Raw genomic sequence first — 18,510 nt, forward strand, 5'->3', positions numbered from 1 at the left:
TTGAAACTTTTCTCAATGATCAAAGCTTCCTATTTTCGAGCCATTATTAGATCATCATCTGAATAGAAAATCGCCACAAAAAGGCTATTTTATTGCATTTTTATTTGTTAGCTGTAATTGTCTTTTTCTTGCTAATAGGGTTTGTCCTGTCAAATTTTTATGGGCACGTGCAAGTGCTGACTGGTCCGAATATCCCAATTGTTCAGCAATTAAAGTGAGGCTGGCATTTTGATTAAGTAATATCTCACAGCGCTTCATACGCTCTGCATCTAAAATTAATTTAAATGAAGTGTTTAATGACTGTAGTTGGCGCTGCAAGCTTCGTACTGAAATATTCAACTCGGTGGCAATATCTTCTATTTTAGGGGCCTGCTGCCTTTGCTTAAAATATTCATGGACGATCCAATGTATTTGCTGAGCTAAATCTGTATGTATTTTACGCTGAGCTAATGCTTCTTCTGCCTGTTTCACTAAAAGTTGCATTAAGGTTGGGTCTGCATGCTGAGGACGAATACTTAGTCCCTCACTTGCAAAAGTTAATGCGTAGTAAGGTTTTTCAAATGATAATTTGCATTGAAAGAAACGCTGATAGTGCACTAACGGACCACGCGCACGGTGCACGAACTCAACTTGTTGCAAGAGAAAATCATGTAGTGGGGCTATCTGTTTAGCAAGCTGTACCATAGCTGCCAAGGTCAGCTCACAAAGTATGATATTGCTGTCATCAACCAGCGGCCAATACAAACGAATTTTTGAAGCATCTTGCTCAATTTGCATAGGCACTACTTGCTCACCGTCAATTACCAGACGATGAAACTTCATAATATATTCAAGAACCTCTGCAAAACTGCCACTTCGGGATGCCATATAACCCAACACTCCAAAATTGGCAGGTGTAATGCAAGTGGCCATTTCCAAAGCTAAATTGGAAACTTGTAGCTGAGATTCGGTTAGCTCTAAAAGCTCAAGAAAAAAATTTAAAGATGATTGAGCATCAATAGACGAAGCTAAAATATTTTGAACTTGTCGGGCCTGAACATCCGTCAGATTTAATGCCTGCCAGTCCATTTCTCTTTCTTTTAAGTAAGTATTCCAAAGGTAAAAATACCCATTTGAAATCGTAAAATCTTGCATGGCTCATCCTTTTTTTACTGCCATTTTGTCGCAAACTGTATAAAAATTGGCAATAACTGTCAAAACAAAGCCGACCAGCCGCGACATACTAGTAAACAAGTTAGATGCGAGAAATAAAATATGAACGCACATGTTTCTTATCAAGTCGAGCCAGTGGTTCGTAAAGATCTAGATTTTCATTTAAACGAAGCGCCTCGCTTTTGGTTTAATAATGATCCTTTTTTGACTCGTATGTTTGATGCGCTCAGCTTAACCTTTCCGGATGGAGAGCGTTACTTTATCGAATGTGTTCGTATGTTCCGAGACAAAATTGATGATCCAGAACTACAAAACCGTGTTGCAGACTTTATTAAACAAGAAGCTCAACACGGTATTGCTCATGACAAAATGAATCAGCTCATGAAAGAACAAGGTATGCCTGTTGACCAATTCACAGCTACACTAAAAAGAATTTTTCGTTTTGAACTCACCAAACGCTCACCGCAATACAATATTGCAATGACAGCAGCAGCTGAACATTTAACTGCATTAATGGCAGAAACGTTTTATAGCAATAAAAAAACTTTGGAAAATGCTCACCCCTATGTCCGAGCGTTGTTTGCTTGGCATGCCATTGAAGAAATGGAGCATCGTGATGTTGCTTTTGATGTCATGAAACAAGTAGGTGAAGTTCCTGAGTCGACTCGTCGTTTTGTATTGGTTCTTACGACAGTACTCATGTTTGGTTTTACGCTCTATCGCACCAACATCATGTTGAAATGTGATGGCTTCAGTTCTAGAGAACGACTCTTGATGAGCCTTAAAGGCTTACCTTGGTTCTTTGGTAAAAATGGCACATTAACTGCCATGAAAAGCCAATATTTAGATTGGTTTAAAAAAGATTTCCATCCAAGTCAGCATCCAGTCATTCGTCAATACCCAGTCTGGATTGAAACACTTGAAAAGACCAATGATCCTATTGCAGCTGGTGAAGCATTTTGGCAAGCAGGTTTATAACCTGCTTGTTACCATTTTGCATAATGTTGTTCTAGTAAACCGTATTGCTCATTGCAATTGATTATATCGGTTGCCTCATGCTCAATCGTGCCGCTAATTTTAGCTTGCCACTGATTGAACTGGCTGCCGATCATTCTTAAATTAATATTTTCGTATCGGCACCAACCAATATGGACCTGTAGATTAAGTTTTTGATCTAGAGAGCTAATTTTCCAAAGCTCATCATTTACTTTTTCAAATAAAACATCAGTCAATGGAAATAAAACTCCGTTAATCCATAAACAATTTTCATTACCAAAGCTTTCATTCACACCTGAAGCCAAATTTAAACCAATACGCCGCCCTTGCTCATCCCAGAAATTACATGAAAGCCAGAACCAAGCTGTTTCAGGTCGCAAAAAACCACAAGTATCATCTAGAGATGCAAATGTCTTTTCATCAAATTGTACGATTTGGTTTTGTTTATTAATAAACATCCCTTCTACAGCAAGTGTGGTCTGCTTTTGGGTATAGGTCCAACCGTTAATTCCTGTCGGTGTACATAAACTTAATATATCGGTCCCAGCACAAAAAATCCGAGCACTAAGTTGGATCTCACCATATTTAGTCACTCGAATGTATCGCACGCCATTGGCATGCTGAATATCAAACTGATAAGGAGATTTAGAAAAATAACTTTGATTAAACAACGGCTGTTCATCAAGATAGGTTTTATGCCCCAAAGGCTGAATCGCATTCCACTCAATGACCTGCTGAGTTTCATGATCATAAATATAGAAAAAACCGTGCCCAACCCAGCCAATATCTGCAATGGCCAGACCAATACTATAGTGTTTATGTTGAATGCCGCAGAATTTGAATTTTTTATATTTTAGTTGCTTACGCCAGCCCTTTAAGACCTTACCATAAGGGGTTTTATAAATATAATGTTGTACGTGAATGGTTGACGGTACAGATTCAAAACGCCCGTAGCGAGGCTGTCCATTTTCTTGAATTAAATCCATTTACCCACTTCCATATGAATATTAGATTTCAAATGACCTATACCACGGTCAAATACGTATTTTCCCAAATTGTTGCAGCAAAATCGCCTTTTATTAAATGAATATAGCGCCCTGCTACACAATCTATCGCTAAGCAGTCATCAATATCAATGACTCGATCTGTGTGTGCTTTTTGCCACTGTTGATCTATAAATTGTTTACCTAATTGTTTTGCAGCGACAGCATTTGGTGCAACTACAAACTCATAACGGTGAAGTTCACCAAATTCACGAGCATTATATCCACCCAGATTAATTAAATATAATTTTAAATCATCTGGTTTGGGTGCTGCATCTGTAAAATGAATTTGATAATTTTGCCCTTGAGAGCTAACTCCTGAGAGCTTGGCCCAAGCATCGATATGCAACCCTTGAGCCTCACCAAACCAAGCCTGTTTAAGTTGAGGATAAACTTCTTCCAAAGTATCCCCTACCGCCATGACTACATCATGGACTTCTGTATTAGCACGGGCATGGCGCCCGCCCAACATCACCATAAACAAGCTTGGCATTATAGTTCTCTTACATCTCGACCATTTCTACGCCATCAATGCGTGCAACTGTCATTAAATCTTTATCACCACGGCCTGAAACAGTCGCAATAATAATCTGATCTTTAGACATCGTTGGTGCAAGCTTAGAGACGTACGCCATCGCATGTGAGCTTTCAAGCGCAGGAATAATCCCTTCGATTTTGGTTAAATCACGGAAACCTTGCAGAGCTTCTGTATCATTAATCGGCACGTATTCTACGCGCTTCATATCTTTCAAGAAGCTATGTTCAGGGCCAACACCCGGATAATCAAGGCCCGCCGAGATACTATGTGTCTCAATGATCTGGCCTTGTTCATCACTCATTAAGTAAGTACGGTTACCGTGTAATACACCCACATGACCTGCATTTAATGGTGCAGAGTGTTTACCAGTTTCAATACCAAAACCAGCTGCTTCAACACCATACATTTTCACGTTGGCATCGTTTAAGAATGGATAGAACAAGCCCATTGCATTTGAACCGCCACCCACGCATGCAACCAATGCATCTGGTAAGCGACCTGCTTGTTCCAAAATCTGTTTACGTGCTTCACGGCCAATAATCGACTGGAAGTCACGAACGAGTTGAGGGTAAGGGTGCGGGCCTGCAACCGTACCAATGACATAGTAAGTCGTATCAACATTGGTTACCCAGTCACGCATCGCTTCGTTCATGGCATCTTTCAGCGTTTTAGAGCCACTTTGTACAGGAACAACTGTAGCACCCAACAAACGCATACGATAAACGTTCATGGCTTGACGCTTAACGTCTTCGGCACCCATATAAACAACACATTCAAGACCCAAACGTGCTGCAATTGTTGCAGTTGCTACACCATGCTGCCCTGCACCAGTCTCAGCAATAATACGTTTTTTACCCGAAAGCTTTGCCAATAACGCCTGACCAATCGTGTTATTTACCTTGTGTGAGCCTGTATGGTTTAAGTCTTCACGTTTAAGATAAATTTGCGCACCACCTAACTCTTTTGACCATCGCTCAGCATAATAAAGTGGACTAGGACGACCTACATAGTAGGCTAGATCGCGGTCGAATTCTGCCAGAAACTGTTCATCATTTTTCATGCGAGAATAGAGATTTTCTAAATCTTCTAATGCCGCCATGAGTGTTTCTGACACAAAACGTCCGCCATGGATACCGAAATGCCCTGCAGCATCTGGGTACTGTGTATAGTCAATCACATTGTTTTGCTGATCCACGTTGGACTCCTTGCATAAATCGTTCAATGAGTTGTTGGTCTTTTATACCTTTTGCGGACTCTACGCCTCCGCTCACATCTACTGCAAAAGCACCGGTAGTATGAATAGCGTCAATGACATTGTCAGGGGTTAAACCACCTGCCAAGATTAAAGGAATATCAAGTTTTGGAAATTTAGACCAGTCAAACTGATGTCCTGTGCCCCCTTTAAGCTCAGGATGCCACGCATCGAGCAATACAGCACTGGCACCAACCATCTGATATTTTTGAATTTCAGCAATTACATCCAGATCAGGTTTAACCTGAATCGCTTTATACCAGCGACGTTTACAATGGCGAGCTATTTCCTGACATTGTTCTGGAGTTTCATCGCCATGTAGTTGTAATACATCTAGGGGAACACAATCAAGTACATCCTGAATTTCAGTAGCACTTGCATTAACAAACAAACCAACCATTTGTACATAAGGTGGAATTACTTTTGCTAATTCTTCTGCCTGTTCAACTGTCACGTTTCTTGGACTCGGCGGGAAAAAAACAAAACCTATCGCATCTGCTCCAGCAGTAATAACTGCCTGAACATCTTCAATGCGAGTAATTCCACAGATTTTTGCTCGTGTACGTTTTTGGTTTGATTGGCTCATGAGCTGTTTAAACTACAACCATTTCTTAAAATAAGCGCCATTGTAATGCAATTTTTGCCCCTTGCGTAAAAGTTCTCTGGGAATTGGGCTAAATGACATTGTATGAAATAAATCGTCACTTTATACTGCGTAAAATTGGAAGCAAGTGTAAGCAATTAATGCTTTAGGGAAGCTGGTGAAAGTCCGGCACTGCCCCCGCAACGGTAACAATGTAAAGCATATTTTTTTAAGTCGAGAGCGACTTACACCACTGCAGTCATGTGGGAAGGTGAATATGTCCATAACATGAATATGGCGCTGAAGTCCGGAGACCTACTTGTTTCATCTATCTACCCGATCATTCACGTGGGGTGAATGTATGGAGCATGTTATGTCTAAGTCTTTTCAACCTACTCGTCTGGTAGGGGCTATCGCTATTGCGATGGGGTTTTCACCTGTTATTTTTGCTGAAGATGCAACGAACGCAACTCAACTTGATCCAATTGTAGTCACTGCTTCAAAAAGTGCTGAAAAAGCGAGTGAGGTTCCGGCGCGTATTTCAGTGATTTCTAAAGAAGAAATTGAAAAAAATCCTATTTCAAATTTATCTAATATCTTACAAAAAGATGCATCTATTTATATCAAACAAAATGGCGGTCTTGGGCAAGGTACTAATCTTTTGATTCGTGGTACAAATCCAAATCATGTACTGTTATTAAAAGATGGAGCACGTCTAAATACTCCAAATACCCTTTCCCCAATCTATCCTGAACTTTTAGATACAACTAATCTTGACCGCATTGAAATCTTAAAAGGTCCTGCATCAGTTCAATATGGTACTGATGCGATTGGTGGTGTAATCCAAATGATTACATCTACACCTGAAAGAAATTCTGCATTCCTTACAGGTATTTATGGTGAAGATAATACGTATAAGGCCATTATTGGAACAGATTTAGTCAGCAATGAAGGGTTCTTTGCTCAAATTCGTGGGCAAAGTATGGAAAGTGATGGAACGCATATTTTCAACACTCAACCAGACAATTTAAAAGCTGCTTATGATCAAAAAGGTTATAGCGCAAAAATAGGTTATGACAACAAGAACAACCTAAATGCAAATGTTGAAATTTCTCAAAACAAGGGTGCTAATAATTATTCAGACAATGGTGGCATAAGCAATACAGCTAAACGTGAGTTTGACAATCAATTAGTCAGCACTAGAGTCGAATATAAACCTACATCTAATATCACTATCAATACAAGATATTCTAATTTTAAAGATACACAAGATTATCGTGAATCATCACCTTATCATGCCGACACTAAACGCAATGAAGGTGATTTAAATGTTAAGTGGCAATTTACACAGGCACAAAATATCTTGGTTGGCGCAAGCATTGATAATACAGAGTATCAAGATGCCTCGATTTTAAATGGAAAGCAAAATATTGATTCTACTGGCTATTACCTACAACACCAATATAAAACTGATAAAATCAGCACGCAATTAGGCGTACGCCTCGAAGATAATGAAAAATTTGGAACACATAATGTAGGACAAGGGGCTATTCGTTATTTTGTATTACCATCAACCAGTATCTATGCAAATATCGGAACAGCATTTAGAGCCCCTTCACTTACTGAATTGTATTATCACAGTGAAGCTGATTATGGTTCTTTTGGAATTTATCATACTTATGGCAATACTAATCTAAAACCAGAAGAAAGTACTTCATACGAAATTGGCTTAGATCATCAGTTTACTCCTGCATTAACAGCATATTTATCGGCATATAAAACAGACGTCAAAAATTTAATTGCATCAAATTCAAATTTTGATGTTGCAACCAATACAACGACAAGTACTTATGAAAATCTAAACAAAGCACAATTTTCTGGTGGTGAGGTTGGTTTTAAATGGAAACAAGATGATCTATTTTTATCAACTGAATATGCCTATGTAAAAACCGAAAATAAAGAAACAGGCTTAGAGATTGCTTATCGTCCTAAGCAAACACTCACCTTAACTACAGGTTTAGAAAATACTGTTTACGGTGTTAGTGCTTCACTTATTGCCCGCTCTAACTCTAATGCTCAAAATAGTGCTAATCCACAAAAAGTTCCAGGTTATGCTACTGTCGATTTAAATGCTTACTGGAATATCAATCCAAACGTTAAAGTATTTACCAATATCGAAAATGTGGGTGATTCTGAATATAAAACGGTTTACAACTCACGCAATTGGTATGTGAATGGTGGCCGCCAAGCTTCTGTTGGGGTCACTTTCCGTTATTAATATCTCCCTTTAATTATAAAAATATTTTCTTAACTCCAGTTTCGGGGTAATGTTCTGACCGACATTATCCCCTTTTTTATGTTCAGGATATCCAGCATGGGACACCGTTTAAGCAAAATCTATACACGCACAGGCGACTCAGGCACAACAGGTTTAGGTGATGGCTCTCGTGTTGCTAAAGATGATTTACGAATTGCAGCACTTGGTGATGTCGATGAACTCAATGCCATTATTGGGGTACTTCGTGCTCAAATCACAGCGAGTCAAGTGACCAACAAAGCGGATTGGGATAAAAGTCTCAGCCTTGTTCAGCATTGGCTTTTTGATTTAGGTGGAGAAGTTTGCATTCCAAACTACAATTTACTTGAGCCTGTTTGTATTGATTTTCTTGAAAAAGAAATTGACCGTATGAATGAAGACTTACCGATGCTTAAAGAGTTTATTCTCCCATCAGGCTCTTTAACTTGCAGTTATGCCCATCAAGCCCGTGCCGTTTGTCGCCGCGCAGAAAGATCTCTACTGTCGGTACAAACACGTGATCAAAATATTCAAACCACGGCGCTCCAACTTTTAAACCGCTTGTCTGACTGGTTGTTTGTTGCATCTCGTGCTTTACAGCGTGCCGAGGGCGGCCAAGAAGTACTTTGGCAAAAAAATATTAATGAGATTATTTAAAAATAGATTAGATTAACCATGGTCTCTGCTCTTTTTAAAGAGACCATAGTCAAAATATTTCATAGAAGAAAATTATGCGCATTATTGGTCATCGTGGTGCACGCCGAGAAGCTCCTGAAAATACACTAGGTGGGTTTCAGCACATAAAAAATTTAGGTATTCGTGGTGTCGAATTTGATATTCGTCAACTTCAGGATCAAGAGCTGGTCGTGATTCATGATGAGAATTTTTTACGTACAGCTGGAGTCGACCAAATTGTTGAGCAATCTAATTTGGCTCAAGCATTATCATTTGATCATCGTCAAAACTGGCCTGACTGGCCAAATTCAGAGCCAACACCAACACTCCCAGGCGTTTTAAACCTGCTTGATAACTTCGATCATATTGAAGTGGAAGTGAAAGCTGTAAGAGACATGGTTTTAGCAGAAAAAATTGTTCAAAAGCTTGAGACTGAATTACAAGGTTTTGAGAAAGTCGTCACCATCACAAGTTTTGATCTTCAGATTCTAACTGCCTTACGCGATATAAACTCTCAATTCAAACGTGGATTGTTAGTCGAACTTCCAGTTGGAGCAACAGCAATTGAACTCGCACATCAATATGGTTGTTGTCATATTGGCTGGCACGATCAACTCGCAACAGATGAAATGATTCAGCTTTCACAACAGGCCAACTTAAATATTAGTGTCTGGACAGTGAATGATGTCGAAAGAGCAAAAAGGCTACGTGATTTAGATGTACAAGGGCTAATTACAGATATTCCAACCACGATGTTACAAGCTCTATAAATATAAAAAAGGTGGTAAAACCACCTTTTATTTCTTTTGCGCCTGAATAAGGCGTTGTCCACTCTGATCAAGCAGATATAGCGTATTACCTACGAGCTGAAAGCGTTGAATACGTTGCAAAGCATCCACCAGTTCCGCTTCTTGAGCCAAAGCTCCATCACAGCTTAAATGGCCTGCATTTACCTGCATATCAAGTTTTTGCTGGCCAAAATCAAATGTATAACGGCCAAAAACGGCATTACAGCCAGTATGTCCCGATACTGTTTTGACTGCTGAGTTCAGTGAAAGAGTTGGCCATTGGTTAAAGAATTTTGCCTTATGACCACTGATATGAGTGATCTGCCAATCAATATCTTGAATGCCATCCGGACTCACTTTCTTTTTTACAACAGGCGATTGAACATGATGAACTGTTTTTTTTGTTTGGACTTTTTTTGTACTTTGATCGGGTGCACTTTGACATGCGGCTAATACAAGACTGATTGTGACCAAGATACACTTCAATGATAATTTCCTTGCAATATCAATGCTGTTCTTTTTTTTCAATCGTTGTACGTTCATTAAACAACTTCTCCTACTTGAAAAACTCTGTGACATAGTTTAATTCTGTTACCGTTCTTTCAATACATCTGTACAATAATGCTAGTGATTCTCACTAAGCACGTGCTAATATGAAGGATAGAATAGCAATATATCTTGATGATTGGTTTTGCTATGTCGTTTTGTCTTTGTACCTTGTCTGACAAGGATTCTAGGAGCGCTGCCGGATATGACTTCCGCCCCACTCAAAGCCCCAATTAACTGGACCGCTAGCATTACCTTAATTGGTTTACCAATTCTTGCCGCAATCATAATCCCGATTTACGCGTATTATTATGATTTTAGTGTAAGCGCATGGGTAAGCTTATTTTTTCTTTTAGCTCTAAGTAGTATGGGGATTACTGCTGGTTATCACCGCCTGTGGGCTCACCGAGCTTACGAAGCGTCGTTACCGCTTAAAATTCTTTTAATGATCGGTGGAACTTTTGCCGTGCAAAATAGTATTTTGTTCTGGGCATCTGGTCACCGTACTCACCACAGACATGTTGATCATGTCGATGAAGATCCATATTCAATTGAGCGTGGTTTTTGGTATGCCCATATGGGTTGGATGATCCGCGATCATTCGCCATCTGAGCCAGACTTTAAAAATGCACCTGACTTGCTCAATGATAAATTGGTTATGTTCCAGCATAAATACTATGGTTTACTCGTAGTTGCAGTTCATGTTGGAATTTTAGGTTTAATTGGTTGGGCAACTGGCGATTTATGGGGTGTAGTCCTCATAGGTGGTCTCTTACGCTTAATCATTAGCCATCAAGTGACTTTCTTTATTAACTCACTTTGTCATATGTTCGGTAAACGTCCTTATACAGACGAAAACTCGGCACGTGATAATTTCTGGTTAGCTATCGCCACTTGGGGCGAGGGTTACCACAACTATCACCATATCTTCCAATACGATTATCGTAATGGTGTGAAATGGTGGCAATATGACCCAACAAAATGGTTGATTTGGTCTTGTTCTAAACTTGGTTTAGCTAAAAATTTACGTCGTATTCCAAGCTTTAATATTAAAAAAGCAGAACTGGCGATGAAGTTTAAATATGCCGAGCAAGATCTTGCTATCTATGGTCATGATGTAAATGCTGACATTAGTCAAATGAAACAACGTATTGCACAAGAATACGAAGCATTTACCCATACTTTAAATGATTGGGCAAAACTTAAAGAACAAGAGTTACAAGCGAAAAAAGCAGCAATGGCTGAAAAGATTCATAGAATGGATCACAAGCTTAAAGTTGATTTTCAGTTGCTTGAACACCGTTTAAGTCATCACCGTGAATGCTTAGAAACACTCATGCGTAGTGTTAAAAAGAATACCAACGTGGTGTCAGACTAAAATAAATCCTGATCAAAAATAGCTCTTTCGGGAGCTATTTTTATGCCTGCTTTTTAACTATGGTATAGTGAAATCCGCTTTCTCTATTTTGCCAAGCCCATGCAATTTAATCCGCTCTACCCTTCACTTCCTTCTAAATTATTTCATGTTCAGCAACCATCTCCTTTACATGGTGCAAAAGCAGGTCATTTTAACAGTGCTTTGGCTGATGAACTTCAATGGTCAGAAGACGATAAAAATGCATGGGTTGAAATCTGTAGCGGACAGCGTACTTTCACTGAATTCCCTTCTCTGGCGATGGTCTACGCTGGCCACCAATTTGGACAATGGGCAGGACAACTCGGTGATGGTCGTGGCTTACTGATTGCGCAAATACTCAATACAAAGGGTCAAACCATTGACCTACATCTCAAAGGTGCAGGCCCTACCCCTTATTCAAGAATGGGAGATGGACGTGCAGTGCTGCGTTCCGTTGTCCGGGAATATTTAGCTGGGCATGCTTTAAATGCTTTAGGCGTCGCTTCTAGTCACGCGGTAGGTTTTACGACCTCTACTCAAGGGGTACAGCGCGAAAAACTAGAGTTAGGCGCAATGCTGCTCAGAACATCTGAATGTCATATCCGTTTAGGGCATTTCGAATGGATTAATCAATACGCTCCAGAGTTGCTGCCAGAATTTACTCAAAAATGTATTGAATGGCATTATCCTGAGTGTCTAGAAACTGAGAATCCTATTTTATCCTTTGCCAAAAAGGTAATTGAACGGACTGCAATCATGATTGCGAAATGGCAATTGGTTGGCTTTGCTCATGGCGTGATGAATACCGATAACTTAAATATTACTGGTTCAACACTCGATTTTGGTCCATATGGTTTTATGGAACGCTTCCGCCCGAACTGGATCAATAACCACTCAGATTATCAAGGCCGTTATACTTATCAAAATCAGCCAAGCATAGGCCATTGGAATTTATGGACGTGGTTAAACAACTTGATTCCACTTGCTGAACCTGAACAAAAGGATCAGTTCAAAGAAGAGTTAGCGCGTTGCTTAGAACAATTTGAACCGACTTTTATTGAACATTACACAACTGGTTTATGTCAAAAAATGGGGTTACCTCATTTTCATAAAGACAGTCTTGATTGTAGTTTTGCGTTTTTAAGAATCTTACAAACTGAACAACTCGATTACACTCAGAGCTTTATCCGACTTCAAAATAAAGAATATAAGACTCTACGAGATGATTGCCTTGATATTCGACAGTTTGATGAGTTTCTTAGCCAATATCAAAGCATTCGTGAACATCAAGATACTGCTGAACTTGATGCAAGCATGCAAAAAGCAAATCCGATTTATATTTTACGTAATCACATGGCTCAACGTGCTATTGAAGCAGCAGAACGAGATGATTTTAGCGAAGTAGACCGTTTGTTTAAGCTGCTTAATCAGCCATACACAAGACAACCAGAGCTCGAACAGCCACAAGATTTAGGACCGTTACCAAGTGACGTACCAGACGTAGCTGTTAGCTGTTCTTCTTAATACTTTAAAAACTAAAACTCTCTTAAACCACTTTAGTAATGGCTTAAGAGAGTTTTTTAAGCATCAAAGAATAATATATGAAAATTAGACCTATCATTATTTGTACACTTCTTATAGTTCCACTCGGCATCGCTTTTTATAAATATGAAAAATATTTACCAACTTTTACGCCAAGCCATCAAGCGCTTTCAAATAAAGAAATTTTAGAGCTAATCAAGACAAAGCCCATCACCTCAATTGAAGTATTTAAAAGTCAACGCATACTTCTGCTCAAGAGTAATCAGGACGTGATTCGTCGTTATCCCATTCGTCTTGGCTTTAATCCCAAAGGACATAAACACTTTGAAAATGATGGAAAAACACCTGAGGGGGTCTATTCTATAGATTGGCGCAATTCACAAAGTGCTTTCTATAAATCATTGCATATTTCCTATCCCGATACGAAAGATATTGCTTATGCCAAGCAATATAATCAACCAACAGGTGGAGATATCATGATTCATGGATCAGTTCCAAAATCCTTTTTATCTATGCCTTTTAGCTCGACTTATATGCCACATAAGGATTGGACATTGGGATGTATTGCGGTTAGAAATGCAGATATAGATGAAATTTGGCAATTGGTACCAAATCATACGAAGATTATTATTTATCCATAAAATCTTTAAAACTATCCACATTTTCTGTGGATAACATTGTGGTTATCCACAGAATAACTTTTGCTAGTGTTTTACTCTTCAGGATATTCGAAGCGGTAACCTACACCATAAACAGCTTGAATCCATTCATGACGGTTACCAGTTTCAGCCGCTTCACTAATTTTTCGGCGCAAGTTTTTGATATGGCTGTCAATTACACGGTCGGCAACGTCAAAACTATCTGGATTAATATGATCCAATAATTGTGCACGTGAATATACTTGCCCTACATGCTCTAAAAATAGCTCAAGTAAGCGAAATTCGGTTGGCGTTAAGCTCAATGATTTTTGTTGATACCAAATCCTTTGCTGAGCTTTATCAATTCTGAAAGAATCATTTTGTTCAGGTTCTGCTTTACGCTCTAAACGGCGCAGAACAGCTTGTACGCGAGCTACCAACTCTTTTGGACTAAATGGTTTACATACGTAATCATCAGCGCCCATATTCAGACCTAATACACGGTCAATTTCCTCAGTACGAGCCGTCACCATAATAATCGGCAAATCTGATTGTTCACGAACTTTACGGCAAATGGTCAAACCATCCATTCGTGGAACCATTAAGTCCAGAACCATTAAATTCGGTTTACGTTGTTGGAAACTCGCATAGGCATCTTGACCATCATGAAACATACTTACTTCAAAACCGGCAGCTTCAAGATAATCACGCACTAAATGCGCTAATTCGACTTCATCTTCAACCAACATCACATGTTTCATGAGATATTTTTCCTTTTATATTTAACTCTGCTTTTTAAAAGTGAGCACACAACGTAAACCACCTAGCGGTGAATGTTCAAAACTGAGTGTACCACCAAGCGCCTGCGCAATTTTACAAGACAAAGCCAAGCCTAGCCCTGTTCCACCTGTACTACGCGTACGCGAATCATCTACGCGATAGAAACGTTCACCTAAACGAGATAACTGCTCATCGTTTAAACCAAATGGGCTGTCATCGACATACAAAGTCCACTCCTGCGGAGTTTGAGCTGTATGAATATGAATTTTGCCACCTGTTTCTGTGTAACGAATACTATTACTAATTAAATTAACAATAATCTGTTTAAAGCGATCACGGTCTAATAATAGCGGAGAACTTGTTCCTTCAACCTGAATTTCGAGACCAGCCTGCTCAAGTTTAGGTTTAAAGTTTTCTACTTCCTGCAATACCACTTCCCATGGATTTACAGAGCTCAAATAGCACTTGAGTTGTTGTGCATCTGCCTGTGCCAAGTCTGCAAGGTCTTGGGTCAATTTTTTCAAGCTTGAAACCTGACGCATCATTGCATCTAAATGTTCAGGGGTTGCTTTTCGAATCCCGTCTTGCATCGCTTCAATTTGTGCCTGTAATACAGCCAGCGGCGTTTTTAGCTCATGAGAAGTATCTGCCACCCACTGACGTCGTGACTCTTCATGCTGATGTAAAATTTCTGCTAAATGGTTCAATTGAGTTGATAAATCACCTAACTCATCATTTCGTTTAATAACAACCTGATGTTGATAGTTTCCTTTCGTTAATTCATTGGTTGCATTTAATAAACGCTGAATCGGCTTTTTAAAATAAGTCGCCATCAATAGCGCAGCAACTAAACTTGAAAGTAAGGTTAAAGCATAAATTAAGAGTAAATAGCGCTTTTGGTTACTAAAGAAATTAATACTCAAAGCATCTTCTTTATCTAAAACAGGTTTTAAACCTAAATATCCTACAACTTGATTGTTTAAGATAATCGGGCGAAATGACATCTGATCTGAAGAAGGCGGCTCACCTACAACAAACTGGTGACGTGCATCATACAAAGATAAACGGGAACTCAAACCCAAACGGTCAGGCAAAGCAATAAAACGCTTCTTACCATTTTGAGTTTCAATATCTTTTAAGCTCCCTTTCTTTGATTTATTTTTATCATCACTTGAGCGAAATTGGTTTGCACTTAAGGGAAATCTTAACCCTTCAAAGGGTTGATATTGAGAAGGTAAATTTTGCTCAAGCGTTCTTAATTCTTCATCACTAAAAATAGTATTTTTATTTGTCGGTGCAACTTGCGGTGAAATATTAATAAGGGCATGTTCATCGAAAGAATGCTGTTGTATCGCAATATCGTATTGGCGACGAAGCCACCACTGCGAGAGACGATCGTAGTCATCAGGAGCCGCGGTTCCTTCGATTTGTAAAATCTGTGCCTGAATCGCATTCCCCCAATCATGGTACACCGTATAGACATCACCCAGATTGGTTATAAGGCGGTCGAGCTTCTGCATTTCAACGTCGGCCACGTATTTGGCAAAGTTCTTTTGCATTGTCCAGTGCAAAACGCTCAAGCTTGCAGTCGCAATAAGCAATGTGGTGAGCAAGACTGTCAAAAACAACCGTAATGCAATGGGAACACGTAGAACGTTCAAAAGCACTCTCTCATTTTTACGCTATATTTGGCATTGTAACCAACAACGAAAAGAAAAACTCTCCATTGTTTCTACATCTTTATTATCTAATCTTTAAGCCATCTTAAAACACAACATAACGGGCTTTAAATATGAAAATGACGGCAAAAATTGCATTATTCAGTGCGGCAATTGTAACAATGGGTAGTTTAGCGGCGTGTCAATCGACGACTCAACCACCAAAGCCAGAGCGTGGCATGATGCAAGATGGCCCACGTGAAGGCCACCACCGTATGAAACATCGTGAGTTCACACCAGAGCAAAAAGCAGCATGGGAACAGCACCGTGCCGAACGTCAAGCTCGCTTTGAACAAATCCAAAAAGCTTGTGATGGTAAGGCCAACGGACAAGCAGTAAATGTTCAAGTTGGAGATAAGACACTTGAAGGTACTTGTAACCTTCGTTTTGAACCAAAGCGCCCTCAACCACCAGTTAACGCCCCTGCTCCTGCATCAGCTCAAGCAAAATAATTCTAAAAATCATAAAACAAAAGGCGCCTATAGGCGCCTTTTGTTTATACATAACTGTTTACGATTTTGACTATTTGTATCATATAAACATAACCAAAAGTGTTTACACTCAAAGCACTTAGCTAGTTTAAGTATTTTTTTCTTGACTTTGCAGTCACAAAGTAAAGGTCCTGAGGTGCTTGTGCAGTTATGCAAGTTGTTGCACGATGTAATAGTCCAAGGTGCCTTATGGCACATTCTCATAGATTAAGATTATAACTCTGGTTTCACCAGTATTGAGGAACCCGATATGCCACAATACAAAGCGCCCTTACGTGATATGCAATTCGTTTTGCATGAATTATTAAATGCTGAAGAACACTATGCAAAATTACCTGATTTCCAAGGTAACGTAAGCCGTGAATTGGTTGATCAATATTTAGAAGCTGCGGCAGACTTTTGTGAAAATGAACTTTCTCCTTTAAACCAGGTTGGCGACCGTGAAGGTTGTACTTGGAATGATGGCGTAGTTACCACTCCAACAGGCTTTAAAGAAGCTTATCAAAAATATATTGAACTTGGCTTTCCGTCTTTATCAGCAGAAGAACAATACGGTGGTCAGGCTTTACCTAACTCTTTAGGTATTGCAATTTCTGAAATGGTTGGTACAGCAAACTGGTCTTGGGGTATGTACCCTGGCTTGTCTCACGGAGCTGTACGTACATTAGAACATCATGGTTCTGATGAACAAAAAAATACTTATTTACCAAACCTTGTTTCAGGTGTTTGGACAGGTACGATGTGCTTAACTGAATCTCATGCAGGTTCTGACTTAGGTATTATCCGTTCTAAAGCAGAACCAAATGCTGACGGTAGCTATGCAATTTCTGGCGAGAAAATCTTTATCTCTGCTGGTGAACATGACATGGCTGAGAACATCATTCATATCGTTCTTGCTCGTTTACCAGGTGCACCAAAAGGTACCAAAGGTATCTCATTATTCATCGTTCCTAAATTCCATGTAAATGCAGATGGTACTGTGGGCGAGCGTAATGCGGTTCGTTGTGGTTCTATCGAGCACAAAATGGGTATTCATGGTAACGCGACTTGTGTCATTAACTTTGATCAAGCTAAAGGTTACTTGATCGGACCTGAAAACCGTGGTTTGAACTGTATGTTCACCTTCATGAACACAGCACGTATTGGTACTGCTGTTCAAGGTTTAGCAGCATCTGAATCATCTTTCCAAGGTGCGTTAACTTATGCAAAAGAACGTTTAGCAATGCGTTCGCTTTCTGGTCCTAAAGCTCCAGAAAAAGATGCAGACCCAATTATCGTTCACCCTGCTGTTCGTAACATGCTTTTAACTCAAAAAGCATTTGCTGAAGGCGGTCGTGCACTTGTTTACTTACTTGCTCAATATGCTGACATCGTTGAAAAAGGCGAAACAGAAGAAGAGCGTAAGTTTGCTGACAACATCTTGTCTTTATTGACTCCAATTGCAAAAGCATTCTTAACTGAAACAGGTTCTGAGTCTGCTAAGCACGGTGTTCAAGTCTTCGGTGGTCATGGCTTTATTTCTGAGCATGGCATGGAACAAATCGTACGTGATACACGTATTTCATGTTTGTATGAAGGTACAACTGAAATTCAAGCACTTGATTTGTTAGGCCGTAAAGTATTGCAGACTCAAGGCGCAATGCTAAAAGACTTTACCAAAATTGTTCACAAATTTGTTGAAGCAAATAAAGACAACGCTGCCATGAAAGAATTTGTTGAGCCGCTTGCAGCTCTTAACAAAGAATGGGGCGATCTCACTATGCAAATTGGTATGCGCGCAATGCAAAATCCAGATGAAGTAGGCGCTGCTGCTGTAGATTACCTCTACTTCTCAGGTTATATCACTTTAGCGTATCTATGGGCTCGTATGGCACTTGTTGCACAAGAGAAATTAGCAGAAGGTACGACCGATGTTGATTTCTATAACGCAAAAGTTACAACTGCTCGCTTCTACTTCAAGAAAATCTTGCCACGCGTACGTTCTCATGTAGACGTGATTGCAGGTGGTCTAGATCCATTGATGTCATTAGACGCTGAACATTTCGCTTTCTAACCATAGTTAGTTGCGATATGCAA

The 18,510-nt window shown here is 39.6% G+C and carries 17 protein-coding genes and 1 riboswitch; of the genes, 9 read left to right on the forward strand and 8 right to left on the reverse strand.

Features of this window, described 5'->3' with window-relative positions; genetic code table 11:
- Window positions 1-84: 84 nt before the first annotated feature.
- Window positions 85-1,134, reverse strand: coding sequence for an AraC family transcriptional regulator (locus ACS125_RS00935; RefSeq protein WP_174739549.1), 1,050 nt, complete (start codon window positions 1,132-1,134; stop codon window positions 85-87).
- Between the two features lie 120 nt (window positions 1,135-1,254).
- Here ACS125_RS00935 and ACS125_RS00940 point away from each other — a divergent pair, with 120 nt between their 5' ends.
- Window positions 1,255-2,130: a metal-dependent hydrolase gene (locus tag ACS125_RS00940; RefSeq protein ID WP_151964311.1), complete on the forward strand. Its 876-nt coding sequence runs from the start codon at window positions 1,255-1,257 to the stop codon at window positions 2,128-2,130.
- An 8-nt stretch (window positions 2,131-2,138) separates the two neighbouring features.
- Here the strand turns inward: ACS125_RS00940 and ACS125_RS00945 are convergent, their stop codons facing one another.
- The 4 genes from ACS125_RS00945 to ACS125_RS00960 are packed head-to-tail and all read right to left on the reverse strand — an operon-like array spanning window position 2,139 to window position 5,567.
- Window positions 2,139-3,134 (reverse strand): DUF2804 domain-containing protein, encoded by a 996-nt coding sequence (locus tag ACS125_RS00945; RefSeq protein ID WP_060466014.1) that lies wholly within the window; start codon window positions 3,132-3,134, stop codon window positions 2,139-2,141.
- Window positions 3,135-3,171: 37 nt separating this feature from the next.
- Complete coding sequence (locus ACS125_RS00950; protein WP_443270077.1) at window positions 3,172-3,684, reverse strand: DUF1543 domain-containing protein; 513 nt, start codon at window positions 3,682-3,684, stop codon at window positions 3,172-3,174.
- A 10-nt stretch (window positions 3,685-3,694) separates the two neighbouring features.
- Window positions 3,695-4,924, reverse strand: a complete 1,230-nt coding sequence (gene trpB / locus ACS125_RS00955; RefSeq protein ID WP_002116129.1) for a tryptophan synthase subunit beta — start codon at window positions 4,922-4,924, stop codon at window positions 3,695-3,697.
- Window positions 4,899-5,567 carry a phosphoribosylanthranilate isomerase gene (locus tag ACS125_RS00960; RefSeq protein WP_443270079.1) on the reverse strand — a complete coding sequence of 223 codons (669 nt, stop codon included), beginning with the start codon at window positions 5,565-5,567 and terminating at the stop codon, window positions 4,899-4,901. The genes trpB and ACS125_RS00960 overlap by 26 nt, the downstream gene beginning before the upstream one ends.
- 126 nt (window positions 5,568-5,693) lie before the next feature.
- Window positions 5,694-5,901, forward strand: a riboswitch (cobalamin riboswitch).
- 24 nt (window positions 5,902-5,925) lie between these two features.
- Between ACS125_RS00960 and ACS125_RS00965 the strand changes: the two genes are divergently transcribed.
- The 3 genes from ACS125_RS00965 to ACS125_RS00975 all read left to right on the forward strand — a co-directional run bounded on the left by ACS125_RS00965 (window position 5,926) and on the right by ACS125_RS00975 (window position 9,305).
- Window positions 5,926-7,842 carry a TonB-dependent receptor plug domain-containing protein gene (locus tag ACS125_RS00965; RefSeq protein ID WP_443270081.1) on the forward strand — a complete coding sequence of 639 codons (1,917 nt, stop codon included), beginning with the start codon at window positions 5,926-5,928 and terminating at the stop codon, window positions 7,840-7,842.
- Window positions 7,843-7,938: 96 nt separating this feature from the next.
- Window positions 7,939-8,517, forward strand: coding sequence for a cob(I)yrinic acid a,c-diamide adenosyltransferase (locus ACS125_RS00970; RefSeq protein WP_078219694.1), 579 nt, complete (start codon window positions 7,939-7,941; stop codon window positions 8,515-8,517).
- A gap of 74 nt (window positions 8,518-8,591) precedes the next feature.
- The gene (locus tag ACS125_RS00975; protein ID WP_443270084.1) at window positions 8,592-9,305 is read left to right on the forward strand and encodes a glycerophosphodiester phosphodiesterase; all 714 of its coding nucleotides are present in this window, start codon (window positions 8,592-8,594) and stop codon (window positions 9,303-9,305) included.
- Between the two features lie 27 nt (window positions 9,306-9,332).
- Here ACS125_RS00975 and ACS125_RS00980 read toward each other — a convergent pair whose 3' ends face one another.
- Window positions 9,333-9,866 (reverse strand): META domain-containing protein, encoded by a 534-nt coding sequence (locus tag ACS125_RS00980; protein ID WP_443270086.1) that lies wholly within the window; start codon window positions 9,864-9,866, stop codon window positions 9,333-9,335.
- A gap of 208 nt (window positions 9,867-10,074) precedes the next feature.
- Here ACS125_RS00980 and ACS125_RS00985 point away from each other — a divergent pair, with 208 nt between their 5' ends.
- The 3 genes from ACS125_RS00985 to ACS125_RS00995 all read left to right on the forward strand — a co-directional run bounded on the left by ACS125_RS00985 (window position 10,075) and on the right by ACS125_RS00995 (window position 13,448).
- Window positions 10,075-11,247, forward strand: a complete 1,173-nt coding sequence (locus ACS125_RS00985; protein ID WP_004789144.1) for an acyl-CoA desaturase — start codon at window positions 10,075-10,077, stop codon at window positions 11,245-11,247.
- A 99-nt stretch (window positions 11,248-11,346) separates the two neighbouring features.
- Window positions 11,347-12,789 carry a protein adenylyltransferase SelO gene (locus tag ACS125_RS00990; RefSeq protein WP_443270088.1) on the forward strand — a complete coding sequence of 481 codons (1,443 nt, stop codon included), beginning with the start codon at window positions 11,347-11,349 and terminating at the stop codon, window positions 12,787-12,789.
- Window positions 12,790-12,866: 77 nt separating this feature from the next.
- Window positions 12,867-13,448 (forward strand): L,D-transpeptidase family protein, encoded by a 582-nt coding sequence (locus tag ACS125_RS00995; RefSeq protein ID WP_312823543.1) that lies wholly within the window; start codon window positions 12,867-12,869, stop codon window positions 13,446-13,448.
- Window positions 13,449-13,519: 71 nt separating this feature from the next.
- Here the strand turns inward: ACS125_RS00995 and ACS125_RS01000 are convergent, their stop codons facing one another.
- Window positions 13,520-14,206, reverse strand: a complete 687-nt coding sequence (locus ACS125_RS01000) for a response regulator (protein ID WP_003655179.1) — start codon at window positions 14,204-14,206, stop codon at window positions 13,520-13,522.
- 21 nt (window positions 14,207-14,227) lie between these two features.
- On the reverse strand, window positions 14,228-15,886 hold the full coding sequence (gene baeS, locus ACS125_RS01005) for a sensor histidine kinase efflux regulator BaeS (protein WP_443270091.1): 1,659 nt from the start codon (window positions 15,884-15,886) through the stop codon (window positions 14,228-14,230).
- 131 nt (window positions 15,887-16,017) lie between these two features.
- Between baeS and ACS125_RS01010 the strand changes: the two genes are divergently transcribed.
- Window positions 16,018-16,395, forward strand: coding sequence for a hypothetical protein (locus tag ACS125_RS01010; protein WP_005309618.1), 378 nt, complete (start codon window positions 16,018-16,020; stop codon window positions 16,393-16,395).
- Window positions 16,396-16,684: 289 nt separating this feature from the next.
- Window positions 16,685-18,487, forward strand: a complete 1,803-nt coding sequence (locus tag ACS125_RS01015) for an acyl-CoA dehydrogenase C-terminal domain-containing protein (protein WP_004789135.1) — start codon at window positions 16,685-16,687, stop codon at window positions 18,485-18,487.
- Window positions 18,488-18,510 lie beyond the last annotated feature (23 nt).

It is taken from the genome of Acinetobacter sp. PFS20 (genome assembly GCF_052261015.1).
Taxonomy (GTDB): Bacteria; Pseudomonadota; Gammaproteobacteria; order Pseudomonadales; family Moraxellaceae; genus Acinetobacter.